The 23013-nt window shown below is 34.7% G+C and carries 16 protein-coding genes and 1 rRNA gene; 5 read left to right on the top strand and 12 right to left on the bottom strand.

Annotated elements, in window-relative coordinates; translation table 11 throughout:
* Positions 1 to 338 precede the first annotated feature (338 nt).
* From I862_RS06920 to I862_RS06900, 5 genes are all read right to left on the bottom strand, one after another.
* The gene (locus I862_RS06920; RefSeq protein ID WP_038540475.1) at positions 339 to 1829 is read right to left on the bottom strand and encodes a replicative DNA helicase; all 1491 of its coding nucleotides are present in this window, start codon (positions 1827 to 1829) and stop codon (positions 339 to 341) included.
* A complete protein-coding gene (gene hemE, locus I862_RS06915; RefSeq protein ID WP_038540472.1) occupies positions 1826 to 2872 on the bottom strand; it encodes a uroporphyrinogen decarboxylase in 1047 nt (348 codons plus the stop codon). Before hemE ends, I862_RS06920 begins: the two co-directional genes overlap by 4 nt.
* A 306-nt stretch (positions 2873 to 3178) precedes the next feature.
* Complete coding sequence (locus I862_RS06910; protein ID WP_038540469.1) at positions 3179 to 3682, bottom strand: SixA phosphatase family protein; 504 nt, start codon at positions 3680 to 3682, stop codon at positions 3179 to 3181.
* A gap of 81 nt (positions 3683 to 3763) precedes the next feature.
* On the bottom strand, positions 3764 to 4546 hold the full coding sequence (locus I862_RS06905) for a sulfite exporter TauE/SafE family protein (protein WP_038540467.1): 783 nt from the start codon (positions 4544 to 4546) through the stop codon (positions 3764 to 3766).
* Between the two features lies 1 nt (position 4547).
* Positions 4548 to 5894: an outer membrane protein assembly factor BamB family protein gene (locus I862_RS06900; protein ID WP_038540464.1), complete on the bottom strand. Its 1347-nt coding sequence runs from the start codon at positions 5892 to 5894 to the stop codon at positions 4548 to 4550.
* Positions 5895 to 6042: 148 nt separating this feature from the next.
* Here I862_RS06900 and I862_RS06895 point away from each other — a divergent pair, with 148 nt between their 5' ends.
* Both I862_RS06895 and I862_RS06890 read left to right on the top strand, forming a co-directional pair.
* Positions 6043 to 9087 (top strand): TrbL/VirB6 family protein, encoded by a 3045-nt coding sequence (locus I862_RS06895; RefSeq protein WP_038540461.1) that lies wholly within the window; start codon positions 6043 to 6045, stop codon positions 9085 to 9087.
* A gap of 127 nt (positions 9088 to 9214) precedes the next feature.
* Positions 9215 to 9913, top strand: coding sequence for a queuosine precursor transporter (locus I862_RS06890; protein WP_084173817.1), 699 nt, complete (start codon positions 9215 to 9217; stop codon positions 9911 to 9913).
* A gap of 20 nt (positions 9914 to 9933) precedes the next feature.
* Here I862_RS06890 and I862_RS06885 read toward each other — a convergent pair whose 3' ends face one another.
* A complete protein-coding gene (locus tag I862_RS06885; RefSeq protein WP_199398802.1) occupies positions 9934 to 10227 on the bottom strand; it encodes a YerC/YecD family TrpR-related protein in 294 nt (97 codons plus the stop codon).
* A gap of 361 nt (positions 10228 to 10588) precedes the next feature.
* Here I862_RS06885 and I862_RS06880 point away from each other — a divergent pair, with 361 nt between their 5' ends.
* From I862_RS06880 to I862_RS06870, 3 genes are all read left to right on the top strand, one after another.
* Positions 10589 to 11752 carry a hypothetical protein gene (locus tag I862_RS06880; RefSeq protein WP_038540455.1) on the top strand — a complete coding sequence of 388 codons (1164 nt, stop codon included), beginning with the start codon at positions 10589 to 10591 and terminating at the stop codon, positions 11750 to 11752.
* Between the two features lie 345 nt (positions 11753 to 12097).
* Positions 12098 to 13598 (top strand): 16S ribosomal RNA (locus tag I862_RS06875).
* An 818-nt stretch (positions 13599 to 14416) separates the two neighbouring features.
* Positions 14417 to 15031 carry a hypothetical protein gene (locus tag I862_RS06870; protein ID WP_038540452.1) on the top strand — a complete coding sequence of 205 codons (615 nt, stop codon included), beginning with the start codon at positions 14417 to 14419 and terminating at the stop codon, positions 15029 to 15031.
* A gap of 498 nt (positions 15032 to 15529) precedes the next feature.
* On the opposite strand, the gene I862_RS06865 is transcribed toward I862_RS06870, so the two are convergent.
* From I862_RS06865 to I862_RS06840, 6 genes are read right to left on the bottom strand one after another with little or no spacing between them, the layout of a single operon-like run.
* Complete coding sequence (locus I862_RS06865) at positions 15530 to 16453, bottom strand: ParB/RepB/Spo0J family partition protein (protein ID WP_038540449.1); 924 nt, start codon at positions 16451 to 16453, stop codon at positions 15530 to 15532.
* Positions 16425 to 17237, bottom strand: a complete 813-nt coding sequence (locus tag I862_RS06860; protein ID WP_038540445.1) for a ParA family protein — start codon at positions 17235 to 17237, stop codon at positions 16425 to 16427. Before I862_RS06860 ends, I862_RS06865 begins: the two co-directional genes overlap by 29 nt.
* On the bottom strand, positions 17225 to 17848 hold the full coding sequence (rsmG, locus tag I862_RS06855; RefSeq protein ID WP_052646535.1) for a 16S rRNA (guanine(527)-N(7))-methyltransferase RsmG: 624 nt from the start codon (positions 17846 to 17848) through the stop codon (positions 17225 to 17227). Before rsmG ends, I862_RS06860 begins: the two co-directional genes overlap by 13 nt.
* Positions 17841 to 19691, bottom strand: coding sequence for a tRNA uridine-5-carboxymethylaminomethyl(34) synthesis enzyme MnmG (mnmG, locus tag I862_RS06850; RefSeq protein WP_038540443.1), 1851 nt, complete (start codon positions 19689 to 19691; stop codon positions 17841 to 17843). The genes rsmG and mnmG overlap by 8 nt, the downstream gene beginning before the upstream one ends.
* Positions 19692 to 19719: 28 nt before the next feature.
* Positions 19720 to 21069 (bottom strand): tRNA uridine-5-carboxymethylaminomethyl(34) synthesis GTPase MnmE, encoded by a 1350-nt coding sequence (mnmE, locus tag I862_RS06845; RefSeq protein WP_038540439.1) that lies wholly within the window; start codon positions 21067 to 21069, stop codon positions 19720 to 19722.
* Positions 21069 to 22997 (bottom strand): lytic transglycosylase domain-containing protein, encoded by a 1929-nt coding sequence (locus tag I862_RS06840; protein WP_038540435.1) that lies wholly within the window; start codon positions 22995 to 22997, stop codon positions 21069 to 21071. Before I862_RS06840 ends, mnmE begins: the two co-directional genes overlap by 1 nt.
* Positions 22998 to 23013 lie beyond the last annotated feature (16 nt).

Genomic DNA, 23013 nt, shown 5'->3' with positions numbered 1-23013 from the left:
TTTAATCCTAAAATTTAATTAGTTTAATTAACTGATCTTAGAATTACCCATTTTCATTTATCATTCAATATTTTTTATGTAAAGCTTATATTTAGTAATGGGATATCCCTATATTAAATATATAGTTAATGTTAATTATTAAATTTTAAATAGGCATATTTCTCTTATTATAAAACAATAAAAACACAAAAACCACCCTTGGATATAAGCTTATTAATAAAATTTTAAGAAAGAATATTAAAATTAAAGAAATAAAAAATATTGTTTTTATAATACATGGTACTTAAATTATTAACCACCATTTTTAGCCATATTACTTCTCTTCAATTTTTTAAATTTTAATAATCCGGATTATGATGATCCATATTAATATCCAAGTTCCCAAAAGCCGTAGTTGAAGAATCAAAGTATAGTAACTTGCTACCGATTGGGCCGTTCCTTTGTTTGGAAACGATTACTTCCGCGGTATTATGCACCCTATCATGGCTTAATTGCCACTCATTCATTTTATCGGGGTCTGATACCGGTTTTCTTCTCTCAAGATAATACTCTTCCCGATAGATAAACATTACTACATCCGCATCTTGCTCAATATTACCGCTTTCACGTAAGTCCGAAAGCTGCGGACGTTTATCTTCTCTTGATTCTACCGCTCTCGATAACTGTGACAATGCAAGCACGGGAACATCCAGTTCTTTTGCAATAGCTTTTAAACCTTGGGAAATTTCACCTATTTCATGCACTCTATTGTCACTTGATCCGGAACCGGTTAGAAGCTGTAAATAATCTACAATTACCAAACCTAAATTATGCTGCCTTTTTAATCTTCTTGCCCTTGTTCTTAAGGCGGAAATTGAAATAGCAGCAGTATCATCAATAAATACCGGAAGCTGATTCAAATTGTTAGTTTCCGAGGAAAGCAGGGCGAGCTCTTCCTGCCTGATTGTTCCTAGCCTTATTTTACTGCCGTTTATCTTAGTTTTTACGGAAAGCATCCTCATAGCAACTTGCTCAGCTGACATCTCAAGTGAGAATATAGCAACCGATTTAGGTTTACCTTCACCTGATTTCTTATTTTCTTCAAGAAAACTTTCTGCCGCATGTATACCCATATTGATAGCAAGTGAAGTTTTACCCATCGAGGGTCTGGCAGCAAGTATCAATAAATCAGAGCTTTGTAATCCGCCAAGCAGATTATCAAGTTCTATAAACCCTGTAGTTACCCCACTTAATCCTCCACCGCGTTTTAAAGCCGTATCAAGTCGTTTTAAAGTTATCTTGATCGAGTCCTTTAGGGTAAGAAGTTTTGAGTCGGATTGACCCTGTACAGCTAAATTAAACAGCTTTTGCTCAGCTTTCTCTATCTGCTTAAAGCCATCTTCGTCCGAATTATTGATAAAAGAATCATTTACTATGTCTTCCCCTATAGTTATTAACTTTCTTCTAATTGCGCATTCATAAATAAGCCGAGCAAATGATTCCACATTCACAATTGTCGTTGCACTTGCAGCAAGCTTAACTAAATAATCGAAGCTTTTTATTCCTGATTCCTGTAACGCCTCTTCTTTTTCAAGGTAGTTTTTTAGGGTAATCGGATTGGCTACTAAACCTTTTTCAATAAATTTTATAATATTTTCATAAATCTTTTTATGTAGAGGCAGGTAAAAGTGATCGGCAATAAGGAAATCAGCAACCTTATTAATATGCTCGTTGTTGTTAAGTAAAGCACCGAGTAATCCCTGCTCGGCTTCAACGTTACTAGGTTGCTCACGCAGTACTTGAGTTATGTTTTGCTCAATATGTATATTTTCTAAGCTTTCGGCTTTCATATTCTGAAGTTTCTAATATTTTCTATAAGTTCTTGTACATTTTCTATCGGAGTTTCCGGAACCACCCCATGATTTAAATTAAAAATGTACGGGTGGCCATGAGTAATTCTCAAAATTTTTTCCACCTCTTGTTTAATATCTTTTTTGGAAGTTGCAAGCAAAAGATTGTTAAAGTTTCCTTGTATTACCTTATCCTTAATATTATCTTTTGCCCATTGAAGTGAGATATCATCTGATATACTTAAACAGTCCACTCCTGTTTGCGAGGCATATTCCTTATATAGTTGTTCACCGGAATTTCGAGGAAACCCTATTATTTTGATCTGTTCGAATTCTTCCCTGACTTTTTTTATAACTTTTTTATTCGGTTCTATTACCCACCTCTGATATTCGTCACCTGACAGCACCCCTGCCCATGAATCAAATAATTTTATTACATCAACTCCGCTTTTAATCTGTTCTTTTAAATAATAGACAGTTGCTTCAACTATTTTATCAATTAATTTTTGAAATACAGAGGGATTCTCCTCTGCAAAAACTTTAACTTTCCCAAATTTTTGGTCACTTACGCCTTGCACCATATAGCAGGCAATTGTCCAGGGAGAACCTGCAAACCCGATTAAAGTTTTACCAGGATAGTTGCTATCCAGTTCTTTCTTTACTAATTTTATCGTCGTAAAAACTTTTTCCAAATCTTTTATATTCACCATTTCAAGTCGGTTTATACGTTCTTCGGTTTTTATAATTTCCAGGTGAGGGCCTTCGCCTTGCTTAAAATTAACTTCAACACCTAAAGCATGAGGTATGGTTAGTATGTCGGAAAAAATAATTGCCGCGTCTAAATCAAATCTTCTCAACGGTTGAATGGTAACTTCAGCGGCAGCTTCGGGAGTAAAACAAAATTCCAGGAAATTTTTAAAATTTTTTCGTATCTCTCTATATTCGGGTAAATATCTCCCGGCTTGTCTCATTAACCATACCGGAATTCTACTTGTAGGTTGTTTATCATTCAAAATTTTTAAAAGAGGCTTTTCTACTATCATTATTATTTATCTTAAATACTTTAATAAGTAATAGATAATATAGGAGTGTTGAAATGTTAATTAAAACTTTTAAATACATTACCAACATAGATATCAACAAAAACTTTTTATGTAAAAACCATCTTATAAATATATATTTTAAAAGCTCTGGAAGGATTTTATAAAATGAGTTATCAACATATCAACATTTACCTCAAAATTTTTATTCACATGTTAATAATACGTGTGAATAACTATTAGGAGTGTCTAATAAAGTGTTAGTTACTAACAGGAGATAAATTGCTCACAACTTATTAACATAAAATGTTAGTAAGTTTTGTGGAAAACTAGATCTAATATAGAAGTTTGGTGATTTGTAAGAGGAAACCAGTTGTTAGTATCTATATTTAGCACCACTAATTTAGCAGTTATTTCATAATCTGAAACTTCAGGAAATACGTGCGTATTGGTAGGAAATAGAATTTCTGAAAGCAACGTGATTGAAGGGTTGTGGCCGATTACCATTAAAGTGTTTATATCATCATTTGTATCTTCAATAATGCTTATAAGGTTGTTAATAGGTGAGTTATATAATTCCTGCTTAAATATCAGATTGGTTTCATCGGATAAATTGTTAAGAACTATTTCAGCTGTTTGCTTAGTGCGTATGGCATTAGAGCATAAAATGAGTTCAGGAACAGGGTTATTTTGAAAATATTTGTTTAGATATAAACATTCCTCCTTACCCTTTTTACTTAAAGCTCTATCAAAATCTGATTGACCGCTGGTAAAAGGAGCATCGGCATGTCTAAGTAAAAATAATTTTTTCATTAAATAATATAAAAAATAACTATATTTTAGTATTAATAATATAATTTATTTTTTAGTTTTTAATAATATGCTTATATTAATTTATTGGGATGTTAAGTTAAAAGCATATGAAATTATTAGGTAGGCATTAACAAACATCATTAGTGAATAGAGAGAGTTAAAAATAGCTTTTTTGCTACTAAGTATTTGCCCTCCAAGATATGAGACCAAAAATAAGCCCGGGATGGTGGCAAGCCCGAACATAAACATAGCTATTGTAGCTGTAAAATAGCTATCAGTTCGTGATATAACGGTAATTATAGAAGCATATACAATGCCGCAGGGAATAAGCCCTAAAATCATTCCCATAATTAATCCTTTAAAGCCGAATGGGCTTAAATTTAACTTACTTACTTTCCCGGCAAAAAAGTTATCAAGTTTATTTTTAAAAGGTAGCTTTAAATCAAAGAGTTGGAAAGTTTTAGTAATGCCTGACTTTATAAACAGAAGAGCAGTAATCATCAATAATATCAGAGCCGCCCACTTTATATAAGGGATATTTTTTATGCTTTTTGAAAATATCATCGCAATTAACATCAACACTACATAAGTAAAGGCTTTACCGAAATAGTATGGTAAGGAAAGTGCAGCATTTAATTTATATTTTTCCTGCATCTTTTCCTTAGGCAAATGCATTAGCCTCATGCTCATTTGTGTTAAAGCTATAGGTCCGCACATACCGATGCAATGAGTAAAACTTGCAGCAAGCCCGGTTAAAAATAGGGTTAGTATTAAACCCTCACCACCCGCATCAAGCCCTAAAAACGATAAAATTTCATTTATATTAAAAGAGCTATGATTATGATGATGTTCGCAGTGTGCCAATTTAAGAATACTCTACAATTTTACCGTTATTGGAAATTAAATATAATTTACCGTTAAAAATAATCGGAGCCGTCATTACATTTTTAATTACTTCTCTTTGAAATAGTTTTTCACCGCTATTTATGTCAAATTCGAGTAAATGTCCTTGAGAATTTACTATTAAAATTTTATTATTTCCAACAATAGGTTCCGACCAAACAGTATTATGTTTATTTTTTTGATCTTCAAATAACTTCAGATTAGTTTGCCACTTTATTCTGCCGTCATATTTATTGAAAGCTATAAGCTCTTTGGATTCATTAATTCCGATTGCGAGCTCTCCGCATGACCAAAGTGGTTTATTAAAACCAAGTTTATTACTCCACAACTGTTTACCGTCTTTTAAATTCAGCGCGGAAACGATTCCCTCATTATCATAAAAAATTAATAAACTTCCTTCCAAAATAATTTTATGAACTACGCTATGAAACTGCTTATGCGCACCAAGCCTTTCAAGTCCGCTATTATTACTTAAGGACATAAGCTCATTACCGGTCGTTGTTTCTATTCCAACGATTTCCCCTGAGCTATATTGAACTAATACAATATTACTAACCACAACAGGTGAAGAGGTCTCTACTGTACTAACATCACTTTTAACCCCATAGTGCGCCCAAACTATCTCACCGGTTTTAGCATTTAATGCATATGTTGAATTATCAAGTGTTTGAACAAACAGTAAATCATTAGCAATAGCAGGAGTAGAACGAGTAGGGCTTGCTATCTCTTTCGACCATATAATACTGCCGTCATCAGCATTAATAGCAGTTATGGTATTTAACCCCAGAGTTACAAAAAGAATATTATCCTTGAGAGTTATACCGCCGTGGTAAAAATCTGGAGATATATGAAACAAACCGGCGCTTGATTTTTTTCTAAGCTCAGCAGTTTCCCATAATTTTTTATTAGAATCTAGGTCATAAGCTAATAACTTACCGGCGGAGTCTAAAATTATTATTTGGTTATCAAATAATATCGGTTGAGTAATACTAGAAAAAGTATCTGAACCTCTAAAGCTAAATTCTTTAGATTTTTTAAAATTAGCTGCGAAAGTTAAATTAGGAAATAAAACGGAATTGATGCCGTTTGAACTTTTAATTTCATTTATATTTTGAGCTTGAGGAATGGAAATTAATGTGCCTTTATAGCTTTCATCAATACTAGTTGAGAAAACGGAAGGATAAACAATAAGTCTTTCGCCAACTAATTTTTCTTTTTTATCATCACCAAGCCATAAGTTTGACATACTGCTGCAACCGGTTAAAGCTAATAAGGATAAAGCTGTAATACTAAAATTTATATATTTCATAAAAAAAGGATAAAGTTCTAACTGTTAAGAATTGCTAGCATAAAGAAAACTACTTTTCAATAAAAGTAAGTTTTCTATTGTGTAAAAAAGAATAAACTTTTAACCTTGAAATAATTAACTTATTATATTATAGGCACTTAGCACTTATATGCCGCAACTGCTTAATAACATACTAGCTATAGTAATCATTTTTACTTGTAAAGTAGCCTTTGCAGGGAGTTTTTATACTAATTGTATTGCCGGAAATGATTTTGGTGGATCCAATAAAATAGAAAACATGGTTCTTACACCTTTAAACCCTGTCTGCCAAGATCGTTGTAATATTGAATGCAATAGCTTTTCAAGAGAGATTAATGGGGTAGAATTAAATCAATCAGTAATCACTGCATGCAAAACAGATTGCCAAAACGGAGTTTATTACTCAAGTAGTTATTATGATATTAAAGATGCCTCTACAATCCCGCCCACTATAGAAATTAAACCTCCGGTTGCCATACAAACCCACTGCGGAGATAATGAATGGGCTAAAAATAACACATATGCAACTAATATTAACGTAAAAAAAGGTGATAAAATACGTTTGTCTATAGCCGGAAATGCAAGCGCTAATGTAGTTTATCTATGCGGAAAACAAGATGTTTCATTTCAACCGATTTTCAGTTCTTCAAAACCATCCGATTGGGAAAATAATTCCAGCCAAACACAATGGACAAGCCCGGCGCAGCATGAGTGTCTTTACTATATGAGTAACAGTGAATGGAATAGTCTTACAAATTATAAGTTATGGAGTTTAAATTATTCGCCACTCAGCCAACGGTACCCTTCTAAGTGTGTTTCAGGGCAAACTAATAACCAAACAAATAATGAACCTATAGATATTGATTGGATTAATGAAAAAATAAATGCTACTAACCTTGGTACTTCTACTGCCCAAAGTGCACCGGACAACAGCAGCTTTTGTAAGGAGAGTATTCCTTCAAATTTAAATAGCATTTATGGTCCCTGCAAATGGAGCGCGAGGAATTATAACTATACCGATACAGGAATAAATGTAGCTGATGGTGATGAATTATCAATTAGTTGGAGCGGCAGGTATAGTCATTTTAGTCATGACCTGGGAGAGTTAGATACTAACGGCTTGGCAAAGTGCATGACTGATCCTAAAAAATCCTCAACTATCAGGAAAGCTTGTTTTGATTCATTTTATGCTGATAGTTCAATCCAAATTAAGCCTGCACGCCAATCAGGATTTAATCTATCCTCTATTCCGGGTATAGTTATGAACGGTGAAGCTACGCGCTTAACTCCGATTGGCACCACTTCCTTTCAAACTGATCCGAAAGTAAAAAGAACTACATTACTAGGCCTCCAAGGAAGCGTATTTGATGAGAATTTAAAAACTACATTTCTGACAGGCATTCCCGGTTGTATGAATGATGCTACGATTACTGATCCTAATATCGCTAAAATTAAAAATTCCGATAAAGCGGAATGCGTACAAATTGATGATTTAGGTACGCCTCATTATAATTATTCCGGTATACTAAAAGGGTTCAGTTCCGAGAGAACACCACTTGCAATCAGGCATAATGACGGACATACGGACATTGAAACAATGAAGATGTGGTATAGTGATAACTTCGGCGGATATAATGTCGATATCAGTTGGGGCGGGTGCCCGAAATATAACGGTGAAAATGTTCAATATGCAGTTGCTTCCTCAGGAAGTGCTATTACCGAGAGTATGTGGAAAGATGTTCCGCAAAGTTCATATCTGCAAGGAAACTATTTGAATATTGATTTTAACGATCCCGGAACCTTATTCTTCAGAATAAAAACTATAACACCTCCGGCAGGCTCATCTGCTGAAATTAAAAAACTTTATGAGAGTCCTGGCAGCTACTTCGGCCAATATTATATAGTAGCCGAGCTACTTAAACCTGATGCAACTATTACCTGCGGTACTATTTGTGAATTTATAAATATGATTCATGATGTATTAGTCGGCTCAGGTGACGGAAGACCCGGTGCAGCCCAATCAATTTTTTCATCAATTACAAGGGATGCTCAATATATAGGTTTAGTACGTGCGCTTTTAGTATTCTATGTTGCATTTTTCGGCGTAGGGTTTTTAATCGGCACTATAAAACTTAATCAACAAGAAGCTGTAATTCGTATGGTGAAAGTAGGAGTAATAATAACTTTAATTTCTCCTAACTCATGGGATTTCTTCGGTACTTATCTGCTTAATATGTTTATAGAAGGCGGAATTGAGTTAATTGCCATAATAGTCTCAGGTTCTTTCAGCAGTGAGGTTGTGAATGTTACCAGAGATCCTTTTGCTGTATTCAGTTTATTTGACGGTCCGATTTCTCAAATATTCAGCTCAGCTGTCTGGAAAAAAATATATGCTCTTATATGTACGGGGCTTTTAGGTCTTATAGTTGCATTAGTAGTTATGTATTGTGCAATAATTTATGTATTATCTTTACTGAAAGCTACTCTTGTATATATATATTCGCTGGTCGGTATCGCACTTTTGATCACCACGGCTCCGATATTCATTTGTTGTCTGTTGTTTGAGATTACGAAATCATTGTTTGACAGTTGGTGGAAATATTTAATTTCTTATACTTTACAACCTGTAATGGTGTTTGCCGCAATAGCTATTTTCAACTTAGTAATAATGGTTTTGCTTTATACTTGTTTGAATTTCACAGCATGCGAATTTTGTATCTTAGGGATTGATTTAGGATCTTTGTATAATGAATGTTGGATTCCCGGATATAGAACGACACTTGCAATGAATGTTCCCGGAGATGTACCGAATTTCTTTATGCCTGGTAATGTTGTTTCAACTGCGCTTGCATTTGCTTTATTAGGCAATTCAATGTATAAATTTACCGGCTTTATCGCAGGTGTTTGTGGGGTACTGATCACCGGAAACTTCAGAGAGGCTAGTGCTGCCGCACCTGCTGATGCTACAATGAGTGCTATGAAGAACACTGTTAAAACTGCAATAAGCACTACTACCCAAATGGCCTCAGCAGGTATTAAAACCGCCGGGGCTGTAGGAGATGCAGCAGCTCCGGGAGTAGGCCAGGTAGCTAATAAAGCCGGGGAGGGAGTTGAACAAGCCGGAGAGAAAGCTGGTGCCATGCTCGATAGTGTTATGGAAAAGGATAAAAATTAATTTATTATGGATTACTTAATTTAATTAAGTCCAAAGCAATTTTTAATATTGTTATTCATATAACAGAAATTGATTATTAATAAAAATACAGATAAAATTCAAAAAAAATTGATCCGTATTCTTAGTAATGAACACTACCACAAAAATGTCTTACCAAAAAAATACTAATAGCTTATTAGTTATCGGAGTATTATTTAGTGCATTTTTAATTTTATCAAACCTTGCAGAAAATAAAATTTGCGAGATCTACGGCTTTTATTTCGCCGGTGGGTTAGTATTCTTTCCGCTTACCTATATATTTGATGATGTTCTGACTGAGGTGTATGGTTTTAAAGTATGTAGAAAGATAATTTGGCTGGCGTTTTTCAGTAATCTTGTAGTTATTGCCGGGTTATATTTAGTAATGCTTATTAAGCCGGCTGCCGAGTGGCAGAATCAAGAAGCTTTTGACAGAATATACCATCAATCGTTTAGAGTGCTTTTAGCCTCTTTTATCAGTTTTTTATTTGGTGAGTTTATAAATGCTTTTGTTTTAGCAAAGCTTAAAATAAAGACTAAAGGTAAGCATTTTTGGTTTAGAGCAATATTAAGTTCCGCATTAGGTGTATTTGTAGAAAATACTATTTTTTGCTTTATAGCATTTCTTGGTATTATGGAGCTTTCGGTGATTTGGAATATTATAATTACCGGATATTTCTTTAAATTATTTTATGAAATAATTGCTTTACCTTTAACCTATAAAATAGTGAGCTTTCTTAAAAATAAAGACGGTATTGATTATTATGATTATAAAACATCGTTTAATCCCTTCTCAATTTCAAATTGATGATTATTTTGAGCTTTACTTTATTTTGAAAGAATTTTTCTATAGCCGCCGTAAGGTTCATGTTTTAAAAACCTTGCTACTCTTCCGATGGTTGAAATGCTTACGCCTGTTCTGTTATATATATCGCGATAAGAAAGGTCTCCTGCATGTAAAAGCTGTGCTACATGCCACCTTTCCTGCATAGCTTTAATTTCTGCCGGGGTGCAAAGATCTCTGAAAAAAGCATAGCAATCTTCTAATGTTTTAAGTTTTAATATTACTTCATAAAGTTCATTTTCGTAACTTTTTATTTTACTCATATCTATATTATCCATAATTTTAGCATTAACCTTATTTAATAGTTAAAATTTATAATATTCTTACTAGAAATAGCAACCCTAAGTTGAGTAGGTTTTGTATAAATTTAGTTAATAGCTTAAAGCTTTTAATATAACATAGAAATTGGCATAAAACGATACAACCTAGGATTGAGCTAGGTTCTTAGCTACAAATAGTATCAATTTATAAAAATGGAAAATAACGAGTTAAGTAGTTGAGATTTATCATTAAACAAATGTGTTTGAAATAAAACTTAATATAAATATAATAAATAATAACTATATTTAACAGTTATAGGTAATTTATACTTGATTATGCTGTAAGATAGGTTGTTTTCATTAATTCAGGGAGGGAGTTATGTTTGATAGGATTGCTGCGAAATTTAGCAGTGTGGTTTATAATGATGCAAATCCGCTTTATAAAGATGGGGGTTATCTTAATTTAGAAGGGTGGGAGCTTTTAGAATCTTCTAAAAACAGAGATGAGAATGGTTATTTTGGAGCAGCATTTGGTGCTAATAATACTATTATAATAGCGCATAGGGGCACTGAGGTAGGAAGCTTAGATGACATTAAAAACGATGTTAGTATTTTTTACAATAAACCACTGACTCAGCTTCCTTATGCTCTAAAATTTTCAAAATTCGTTGAGGATAAGTATACCTCAATTTTCACATATTTGCATACAGGCCATTCATTAGGAGGGTTGCTTGCAGAAGTTGTCGGGCTGAGCTTAAAGCAGCCGGTAATTTCTTTTGAAACACCGGGTGCATATCATGCGGCAAGTGCTGCGCTAAATGATCCGGATAAGATTAAAGGAGATAATATTACTACATATTTTACTGACCCGAATTTTATAAATACTCACGGCAAACACATAGCAAATAATTTTTATAAGGTTGATTATTTTACTAATCCTACAGGTGTTGAATTAACTGATTATATCATATATTCAGTAAAGCAGCATTCAATGGAAAATTTAATGAATCAATTTGATGCTGAAACAGGTAAGCCGATAAATTTTAAAATAGTCAAAAGTTGGCCGGAAGGTTTTGAAGCCGGGTATAAAAGTTATTTAGATAATAACCGATTATGGCAACAAAAAGCTGTTTTAGATTGGAATAAAAATATAATAATCGAAAGCTATACTGATCCTGACACTTTTGAAATTATTGAGATCAAATTACAAGATGAATATCAGGATATTAAGGGGTACAAAGCAGAGTTGGATAGTGAAAGAACGGAAGCTAAAGAGCATATTGAGTCTTGCTTAGTTACCGGGCTTGCTAAAACTTTTGTATATCTTACTACTACTGCTTTTAATAAACCTTTTGAAGAAAGCTTTTTCGGTAAGCTATTAAACAAGTTTAGTAACTTAATGGCTGAAAATTTTAGCAGCTATATTGATGTGCATGAAAATAATACTCAGAATATAGCTTATCAGGAGGCTGAATTTCTTGAAGAGGAACTGCCTTGCTGTGATATTCTGTTCAGTAGCGGTATTGATTGTGGTTATTGCTAAGTAATATAAGTAATAATTGTGGTGGTTATTATAATGGAAAAATTCAATGGCAAATTGGAAGTAATAAATTTATAAAGATATTTAGATGTTACAATAGCTTAGCCGTGGCTCTTACATCATTAAGAAATTAAATATGAAATAAAATGAAAAAAATTTGAAAAAAGGGTTTGACAGTAGAGAAAAGAATGGCTATAAATTCCAAACACACACGGCAAGATAATAAAAAAGATTGCCGGATCTTTTGAAATTGAGAGAATTAAATTTAAAGACGGTGGTACGAAAAGATTAATATAACTTAACGTACTACAATCTGTCAGTACATTTTTTGAGTTATAGCCAAGGATAAAACTTGAGAGTTTGATCCTGGCTCAGAGTGAACGCTGGCGGCGTGCTTAACACATGCAAGTCGAACGAGTAAGAGCCGTAGCAATACGGAGTTCTGCTAGTGGCAGACGGGTGAGTAATACATGGGAATCTACCTTAAAGTCTGGGATAACTGTTGGAAACGACAGCTAATACCGGATATTGCCGAGAGGTGAAAGATTTATTGCTTTAAGATGAGCCCATGCAAGATTAGCTTGTTGGTGGGGTAATGGCCTACCAAGGCTACGATCTTTAGCTGGTTTGAGAGGATGATCAGCCACACTGGAACTGAGACACGGTCCAGACTCCTACGGGAGGCAGCAGTGGGGAATATTGGACAATGGGCGAAAGCCTGATCCAGCGACGCCGCGTGAGTGATGAAGGCCTTCGGGTTGTAAAGCTCTTTTAGTAGGGAAGATAATGACGGTACCTACAGAAAAAGCCCCGGCTAACTTCGTGCCAGCAGCCGCGGTAATACGAAGGGGGCAAGCGTTACTCGGAATTACTGGGCGTAAAGCGTGCGTAGGCGGCTTGGTAAGTTGGAAGTGAAAGCCTAGGGCTCAACCTTAGAATTGCTTTCAAAACTGCCTGGCTAGAGTACTAGAGAGGATAGCGGAATTCCTAGTGTAGAGGTGAAATTCGTAGATATTAGGAGGAACACCGGAAGCGAAAGCGGCTATCTGGCTAGACACTGACGCTGTTGCACGAAAGCGTGGGGAGCAAACAGGATTAGATACCCTGGTAGTCCACGCAGTAAACGATGAGTGCTAGATATTGGAATTTAATTTTCAGTGTCAAAGCTAACGCGTTAAGCACTCCGCCTGGGGAGTACGGTCGCAAGATTAAAACTCAAAGGAATTGACGGGGACTCGCACAAGCGGTGGAACATGTGGTTTAATTCGATGCTACGCGAAAAACCTTACCAGGCCTTGACATGTTGGTCATATCGTGAAGAGATTCACGAGTCAGCTCGGCTGGACCATCACAGGTGTTGCATGGCTGTCGTCAGCTCGTGTCGTGAGATGTTGGGTTAAGTCCCGCAACGAGCGCAACCCTCATCCTTAGTTACCAACAGGTTATGCTGGGCACTCTAAGGAAACTGCCGGTGATAAGCCGGAGGAAGGTGGGGATGACGTCAAGTCAGCATGGCCCTTACGGCCTGGGCTACACACGTGTTACAATGGTGGTGACAATTGGACGCAATAGGGCGACCTGGAGCAAATCCCTAAAAGCCACCTCAGTTCGGATTGTACCCTGCAACTCGGGTACATGAAGTCGGAATCGCTAGTAATCGCAGATCAGCATGCTGTGGTGAATACGTTCTCGGGTCTTGTACACACTGCCCGTCAAGCCATGGGAGTTGGTCTTACCTTAAGTAGGTGTGCTAACCGTAAGGAGGCAGCCTACCACGGTGAGGTCGATGACTGGGGTTAAGTCGTAACAAGGTAGCCGTAGGGGAACCTGCGGCTGGATTACCTCCTTTCAAGACAATTTTGAGCAAAGTGCTTCATTGCAATTAGCTCTATAGTCAAAGAACAAAGTACCACCGTCTTTAAATTTAATTACTCAATTTCATTCAAATCTATTTTTCATATTTTGCTGATTTGTATAATAAACTAGGCTATATTATTTGTTGTCATTAAATTTTTTATTTACCAAGTAAATTTGTATAGTGAAAAGTTTTTTACAATAATTGCCTGTTTTTTAATAATTAAGTACTAACCTTAAAAAGTTATCTATTGTTAAAATAAGTTCTTAAGAATAGCATGATGTTTATCTTGTCTGGTTTTTAGATGATTGATAATTTATTTAAAAAGTATTTAGTTAATCTAAATATAATATATTGCTCACTTATGAAGTATTTATTAATCTCTGATAATTTTAAATTAGAACCGCTAAAAGTGCTCGTTTTTAAGCGCTTATGAGTATTTAACTTTCCTGTAGTGTGTAGGTGTGCTGCTTAGATGGGTGCTAACGCTTGTTTGGCTCTTGTAATGCTTCTTATTGTTTTAGAAGATGTCTTATAAATTAAATTGCTGGAAATTGCTAATTTTATGCTCAGGTATAATAAATTGCCTGCAAACTAGGATTAGTATAGCACTCATACATATGAGGTAGGGCTTTTTTGAAGTTCACAAATAAAACCTTATAAAAATTCGTTAAATTTATATATTGAGTATCAACCATTCTCATTCTATATAAAATAATTATATTCAAATTATTAAAATCTTTTTAATCCAAAACTTTTAAAATATAGTAAAATAATACATTATATCTTCTCTTCAATTTTTTAAATATTTTATGGATTCCGGATTTTGTTATATTAAACCTTTGCGTAACTCGTTAGATGATTTTCCAATACTATCGAGCAAGCGCTGTAGAGAAAATCATTATAAAAATATTGAAACAACAATATTAGTTGATTTAAATATTCTTGCTGAAATGAGTAGAGTTATAGAAAATAAGGTAGCTTACCATACTTCATACCTAGCATTATTAGTTAAATCCTTAAATGAATTGGAATATATTTTCCTTTCCTCCGGTCTTGCATTAATGGAAGCAAATGAAGAATATAAAATTAAAATGCATAAAAACTTTAATTTGTTTTTAACAAAATATCTTCCTAGATTTTATGATGCTCACAATACAGTTGATGATGTTGCTGAGCTTAAAAACTCCCAAAACTTTACAAACCTTAATTCTCAAGAAAAATTTCATTATGTTATTCCTTATCTATCCTTGTTAAAAATAAATTTTATAAATAAGCAATTTAAAGAGCTTCCTTCTTTCGCAAGGTTTAAGAAATATATAACTTATATGGCTTTTGAAGCTAATAATATTAGTGCTCTAGAAACTGAAATTGCCAATTCGCTTTTTTCGATTATTCAGCTATTAAGAACCATAACTCACAATTAAGGTGTAAATACCTTATAAAAAACTTTATTAAAAAATATAAAACAGTTGAAGAGCTTTTTAAAAATTGCTTAAATGCAGCACGAGACATTACTTATTATAGAATAGCCGGACGCTCAGAATTAAAGAAGATAGACAGTTATACTCAAGACTCATGGCTAATAACCGCGGATAAAGGCATAAAAGTATTATCTAAGGTTATTGGGTTTATAGTAAATGAAAATAACCCTAAGTCTCCTTTAACCAGAAGATTTATAGATAAAGAGGTCTATAATAGCAGTGAGTACTGGCATAAATGTGATGAAATGTACAACAATTTAACTTTATTACGACTAGAAATGAGTAGCCGATGTTCTCAAGAAGAAATGTATAGCCGGCTCCACAATTGTGTTAAACAATTAGAAAAAGCTTTATAATAGATAGCAAAACAAGCGTGCTCACTTTCCTTATTAAACATCCGTATAGGGGCTTAAAAGCTAAAAAATAGTTTTAGGTATTGCTTTAAAAATTAAGCCCTCTGGAGCCTAAAACTTGAATCAGATTATCCAGGTCATCCAAAGTATTAAAACCAATCTGTACCTGGCCGCCGTTTTCAGTGCTGACTATCTTAATAGGTAGTTTTAAGCTTTCTTTTAACATTTTTTCTATAGCTAATATATCTTCATTACCTTCCGCCTGAGCGAGTGTGTAATTGTCATTCTCAAATTTAGGCGGTGCTGCGGTAGATTGCCTTTTTAAAATGCCGTCATTTTTAGCAATTTGTTCTGCATCTCTTACCGATAACCCTTGCTCAATAATTTGATTTGCAAGCTGCGTAGGGTTTTTTGCACTAATTAAGGTTCTTGCATGCCCAAATGAAAGTTTGTTTTCTTCTACCAGCTGCTTTACTTCTCCGGGAAGGTTTAAAATTCTTAAGCAATTAGAGATATGACTGCGACTTTTGCTCAGCTTTTTAGCAAGTTGGTCATGAGTATACCCATAAGCTTCTATTAGTTTTTGATAAGCTAAAGCTTCTTCTAATACATTTAAGTTTTGCCTTTGAATATTTTCAATCATTGCATATTCAAAAGATTTCATTTCATTTACTTCTTTTATAATAGCAGGAATTTCCGTCATACCCGCCTTCTTAGATGCCTGCCATCTTCTCTCCCCTGCAATTAGTTCATAAAAGCCGTTATTTAAAGCTTTTACTAATATGGGCTGTATTACACCATGCTCTGAAATTGAAGTTGCAAGTTCGTTAATTTCCATTTCAGCAAACACTTTACGAGGCTGATTAGGATTAGGAGATATCTTTCTTATATCAATATTATGTATTCGCTGGTCATCCGTAGCTAAATTACTATCCGGATCAAAATCTAAGGTATTAGTTTGAGAGATTAGAGCTGATAACCCCCTACCCAGCACTTTTCTTTCTTTGCTCATCTTTTATCTCATTATCATTAGTTTTATTATTATTTAATACTTCTTTGGCAAGCATTATATATGCCGCGGAGCCTACGCATCTAATATCGTAAATTAGAGCAGGCTTGCCGTGTGAAGGTGCCTCCGAAAGCTTTATATTTCTAGGTATAACCGTTTGGTAGACTAAGTTTTTAAAAGTATTTCTGACATCTTTTTCTACAAGTACGGATAAATTATTCCTTCTATCCATCATAGTAAGAAGAATACCTTCAACATGTAAAGTTGGGTTTAACGATTTCTTTATTAAGTTTATTGTATTAGTTAAATAAGCAAGTCCTTCTAATGCAAAAAATTCACATTGCAGAGGGATTATAACCGAGTGTGCTGCAGTTAATGCATTAATGGTTAGTAAGCCCAGTGAAGGAGGGCAGTCGATGATTATGAAATCATAATCTTTTATAATTGAAGATAGGTTACTTTTTAAGATTGTTTCTTTGCTGTTAAACTCATAAAGTTCAACTTCAGCTGCTGCTAAATCTATGGTTGAGGTAATTATCTCGAGCTTTGGTATATCGGTTCTTACTATTGCATCTTTTGTATTGAGACCGCTAATCAGTACTTCATAAATAGTTTTATCTCTCTCAGTGCTCTCAACTCCTAAACCCGTGCTGGCGTTGCCTTGCGGATCTAAGTCTATAAGCAAAGTCCGTTTATCTACTGCTGCCATCGCAGTTGCAAGGTTAATTGCAGTCGTAGTTTTACCGACTCCACCTTTTTGATTAGCTACGCAGATTATTTTGCCCATTCTTTTAACTTCTTTATTTCTATTATTACGCCGTCATTATCAAATTTGTTTTCATGTATTGCTAAATCAAAAGACCAGGAATTTTCCAGTTCTTTAATTTCTTTTATCTGATTTTTGCTTTTTAAAAATAAACAAACCGTCTTTTCCGATACTATCGCCTTGCTTGCGTTAAGTAAATAATTAATATTACTGACCGCCCGTGAGACTATGTAATCACTTTTGTACCCTGTTAAGGTTTTAAAGTCTTGATTCAGCACTTTACTTTTTAGGTTTAGTTTTAAAACTACCTCTTTTAAAAAAATAGTTTTTTTAGTGTTGATTTCAACTAAGTTGCAGTTATTACCTGCAATAGCCAATACTAAACCCGGAAAGCCACCACCGCTGCCTAAGTCGGTGACTAATGCATTTGGGCTATCAATATATTCTATTAGTTGTAAGGAATCCAGCAAATGCCTGGTAACCAGCTCTTCTCTCGGACAGTTTTTTGAGACTAAATTTATTTTTGTATTCCATTTCTCAACTAAATTTAAATAGGTATTTAATTGTAAAATTGTTTCACGTGGAACATTAGGAAAGTTTTCTTCCATCAATTCAAATAATAAATCAACCATAATTTTTCTTAATAAAAATTTGAAGTGCAATGATGGCAGCAGGGGTTATCCCTTGAATTCTCTTAACATCAGCAATTGAGTTCGGCTTTGTTTTATTAAGTTTTAACCGAACTTCATTGGATAATGAGCCGATCTCTAAATAATTAATCTCACTTGGAATCAATATATCTTTTTCTTCGTGATAAAGCTCCAGGTCTTTACGTTGCCTATCTTCATAAGATGAATATATTGATTCTATGTGTAACTTTTCTAAATATTTTCTAGGATGCTTATTAGCTTCAGGATGTATTTTAATTAGCTTTTCTAAGTTAAAAGTCGGAATAGCAAGCAATTGGTATAAACTTCTTCTCACTCCATCTTTTGAAATCTCGTAGCCGAGCTCAGCAAGTTGGTTTGGCGTATAAGTTATTTGGTTAAGTTCATTTCTAATACTTGCTAAATTTTCTTGCTGGTTATTATAAAAGTTTGTTCTTTCAAATAAAACTATATTATGTTTTATTGCTTCCGCAGTCAGTCTTAGATCTGCGTTATCAGGTCTTAGCCTTATTCTATACTCGGCTCTTGAGGTCATCATTCGATAAGGCTCAATCGTACCGTTCGTAGTTAAATCTGAAATCATTACACCAATGTATGAGTCGGATCGTGAATGAGTATAATCTTTATTATCTATACTGAGTGCTGCATTAATACCTGCGATGGCACCTTGTCCGGCAGCTTCTTCATAGCCGGTAGTTCCGTTAATTTGCCCGGCAAGAAATAAGCCTTTTATTTTTTTAGTTTCCAAGGTCGGCTTTAATTCTCTCGGGTCTATATAGTCATATTCGATAGCATAGCCGGGTCTTAAGATATTTGCCTGCTCCATACCGATAATTGAATGAACTATCTGATATTGTACTTCTTCGGGTAGGGAGGTAGAGATACCGTTGGGGTAAACCACTTCACTATCTAAACCTTCCGGCTCTAAAAAAATTTGGTGTCGTTCTTTTGAGGCGAATTTGACAACTTTATCTTCTATAGATGGGCAATATCTTGGACCTACACTCTCAATCTGCCCGGAATACATAGGGGATAGATGTAAGTTTTGATTAATAATTTCATGAGTTTTTGTGGTTGTGTGCGTAATAGAACACTCGATTTGGGGTACTTTTATCTCTTCAGTCATATATGAAAAGGGAATAGGGGGATTATCTCCATATTGCTTTTCCAATATATTCCAATTTATTGAGTCACGATGAATTCTTGGAGGGGTGCCGGTTTTAAGCCTGCCTACATTAAACCCTATTGCTCTGATTTTTCTAGCCAGTTCAATCGAAGGGTTTTCATCAACTCTACCGGCCGGAGTTTTTTTAGTGCCGATATGGATTATTCCGCCTAAAAAAGTACCTGTAGTTAATACCACGGATTTTGAATATAATTGAGTTGAACCGTAAGCGATGCCTTGAATCTCATTATTATTAATAATTAAATCAGTAACTTCCGCAGCTATTATTTCAAGGTTAGGATAATTATATAAAATATTCTGCATAGCTTTTTTATATAATTTACGATCAGCTTGTGCCCTCGGCCCCCATACAGCAGGGCCTTTGCTTGCGTTTAACATTTTAAAATGGATGCCGGCTTGATCAATTGCTTTTGCCATCACTCCGTCTAAGGCATCAACTTCTCGGACAATAATACCTTTTGCTACTCCTCCGATTGAGGGGTTACATGACATCTCACCTATATTATCCGACTTATTAGTAATTAAGCAAGTTCTAGCTCCTATTCTTGCAGCGGCGGCAGCAGCTTCACAGCCGGCATGTCCGGCTCCGATCACAATAACATCAAAATGATATTTCATAATTACCTTAAAAATGTTTCACGTGGAACAATTATTTCCCAATACAAAAATTACTAAAAATTTCATCTAAAACTTCCTCAATGTCAACCCTGCCGGTAATAGTCCCTATAAAATAAGCGGCCAGTCTTAAATCTTCGGCAGCTAATTCAAGAGTTTTAATATTACTAAATTGCTTTAAATAGGTTACACATTCTTGTAAGGCTTTTCTATACCTAGCTTTAGTAATGACGGGTTCAGAAGAAGGGTTATATTTATCTTTAATATTTTTTAGTAATATATCAAAAAAATTTTCCATACCATACTCGGTTTTTACGGAAATTTCAAGGATATGATTAGAAGGTAAGTTAAAGGCAGAAAAATCTTTTTGAGAGCTATAATCTAAAATATCGACTTTATTGAGTAATAAAATTGTACTTCCAGGGTCTTGTAAACTACTTAGAAGATTAGTTGCATCTAAATTTGAAATATCGTCACAAACAAAAATTACTATATCGGCAGATTCTAAGGTAGAAAGAGACCTTTTTACTCCTTCTGATTCTATAATATCTTCAGTTTCTCTAATACCTGCGGTATCGAAGAAAGTTACAGGATAGCCCTCAAGATTAACTTTCACTTCGATCACATCACGAGTAGTACCGGCAATGTTTGAAACAATCGCAACATCACGCTTAGCAATTAAGTTAAGTAGTGAGGATTTACCGACATTAGGAGCGCCAATAATTGCAACATGGATGCCTTTGAATAAAATTTCTCCTCTTTTATCATCAGATACATGCTTTTCAATTTTACCGGTTAAATTGTTAATAGCTTCGGTAGCTTCGGTAATAGCTGAGGTAGGAATATCATCATCCGGGAAATCTATATAAGCTTCAATTTTTGCAAGTATTGAAATCAATTCTTTACGCCAACCTTCATATAAAGTTTCAAGGTTACCTTGCAGTTGGTTAATAGCTAACTTTCTTTGAACCGATGTTTCAGCGTCTATAAGTAGAGACAATCCTTCAGCTTTAGTTAAATCAAGCTTATTATTCATAAAAGCTCTTTTGGCAAATTCACCGGCTTCAGCAGGACGTAAATAAGGAAGCTGAGAGAGGGCATTAATAGTATCGGAAATTACAGCTATACTACCGTGTAATTGTAATTCAATAATATCTTCTCCCGTAAATGAATGGGGAGCTTTAAAATAAAGCACAATTCCTTCATCTAATAGATCTGAAGTATCAGGGGTAAACAATTTGGAAAAATATACATGATTAGGAGTAGGCGTCTTTTTAAAGCCTAAAGCATAGAGCACACTTAAAGCATGCTCACCGGAAATCCTTATCACGGAAACCCCGGATTTCCCCATTAAGGTTGCAAGGGCAAATATAGTATCAGTCATTACTTTCCTAAGAGACTAGCTAAAAATTGCGGTTGATCAGGTTGCAGTATACTCTCATATACCACCATATTTTCCAATACTTTTTTAACATATGTCCTGGTTTCGGCATAAGGAATAGATTCAATCCAATCCAGCACTTCAGATACACTCCGCATGGTTGCAGGGTCGCCGAACTCTCTAATCCAACGTTCAACCGCTTTTTCTCCTGCATTATATGCTGCAATTGCAGGCGCAATATTACCGAAGTATTCAACTAATCCGTCAAGATAATTAACACCCTTTGCAACATTCGCCTTAGGATCGGTTCTAAACGCATTATGATGAAGCCCGAGAGTCTTGGCACATCTTTTTGCGGTCGAAGGGATAAGCTGCATTAAGCCAATAGCTCCGGCCGGGCTTTTAGCCGATTGGTCAAAATTACTTTCCTGTCTGATGATCGCAAGGTAAAGAGATTTAGAATTTTTGTTATTTGAAATATGGATATCAGTAGGGTACCCGCATTCAAGAAAAGGACCTTTATGATTAGATAAAAACTTAGCATATTGAATACGTAGCGGCAAAATCTTTCTATCTTTTAAATGCTCAGCAACCAAGTGTTTAATTTTAGGGTCGAGGTCACTATCAGCAATATATTTTGACAATATACGAGCTATATGATTATTGCCGGATTCACTCATATAATAAGTCGAAGCTACCAAGTTTTCTATCTCCGGCGTAATTATATTCTGTTGAGCAGGTTTCTTTTCTGACAAATAATCAAAAAACTTTTTGTCTAAAGATTTAGGGTGTTCGGTAATAGCTAATATACCGTAAAAATGCATTTTATGCTTAGCTGCCGTATCATACCAAGCTTCCATCTTGGGTTTATCATTAAGTTTCTCATAGCTTTTCGCCAACCAGTATGCAGCTCTCGATTTGCAGGAAGCATATTGGCAATCCATATAAGAATTATAAAAATGGTTAGCAGCAGCTTTAGGAGTATTCAGAAATTTAAGTGCAACCCATCCTGAGATCCACTCTGCCTCTTGAAACTCATCGCCTGTTTTAGTGCCGTGATGTACGGCAATCTTATAAGCTCGTTTATATTGTTTCTCACGTATAAAATTTCTAATAATGGTATGCCTTGCTTTCCACCACTGTTCGGGGTTTGAGAAATGCTTTATCGATGCAAACTCATTATAAGCTTCAGCATCTTGTTTTTCTTTTAATAATTTCCTTATATGCCTAAATTTTATGTATTCATCGTTTTTAAGCTTAGGATATCTCTTTACCAACATTTCATAGCCGGAAAGGTTATTAGCATAACTTACTTTAACTTTAGTCAGCATTTGCTCACGTGGTGATATAAACTTGCTATAATATATTGCTTGTTCATAATTACCCTGCCACATAAAATTTTGAATTTTTCTGGTAATTAGAGAAGAAGGAATTTGTTTACGATATACATCAAAAATTTGTTGGTCAATTAAAGGGTTTAGGTTGCTAATCTTAGCCCAGTGCTCAAAAAACTTGCTGCTCGGAATAGTATTATTTAAAGAAGAAGTAGCATAATTCTCTAAAAACCTTGCAGATTCATGTTTAGCCGGACAGAGTTTATGCCAACTAATTATTGACTGTAGGGTAGAGCTTATTCCGATTTTCCTCTCAATATCATCTTGAAACCTGCAAACAGGGAACCAGGGATTTTCATCATGAAAAGTAATTAAAGAGGAAAGGGGATATTTTCCGCTAAGCAACTCTTTAAATTTTACTAAGGAATTTGCAAGCTTAGGGGAGGAAGAAGCTTGTGCTAAGCTATATGCTTTCTCCCAGTCATTCGTCTTGGCATATTTTAGCGCTAGGGTGATTTGTTGGTCATTAATATTGGCAGCATTAGCAGTGAAACTGCATAATAGAAATGCAGATAAGAATCCCAGTAGCTTATACATTGTATTTCTGTATAGA

Origin of the sequence: endosymbiont of Acanthamoeba sp. UWC8, assembly GCF_000730245.1 — a bacterium.
GTDB lineage: Bacteria > Pseudomonadota > Alphaproteobacteria > Rickettsiales > Midichloriaceae > Jidaibacter.
Note: the sequence above shows the minus strand (reverse complement) of the source record. Positions and strands in the feature narration are given on the sequence as shown.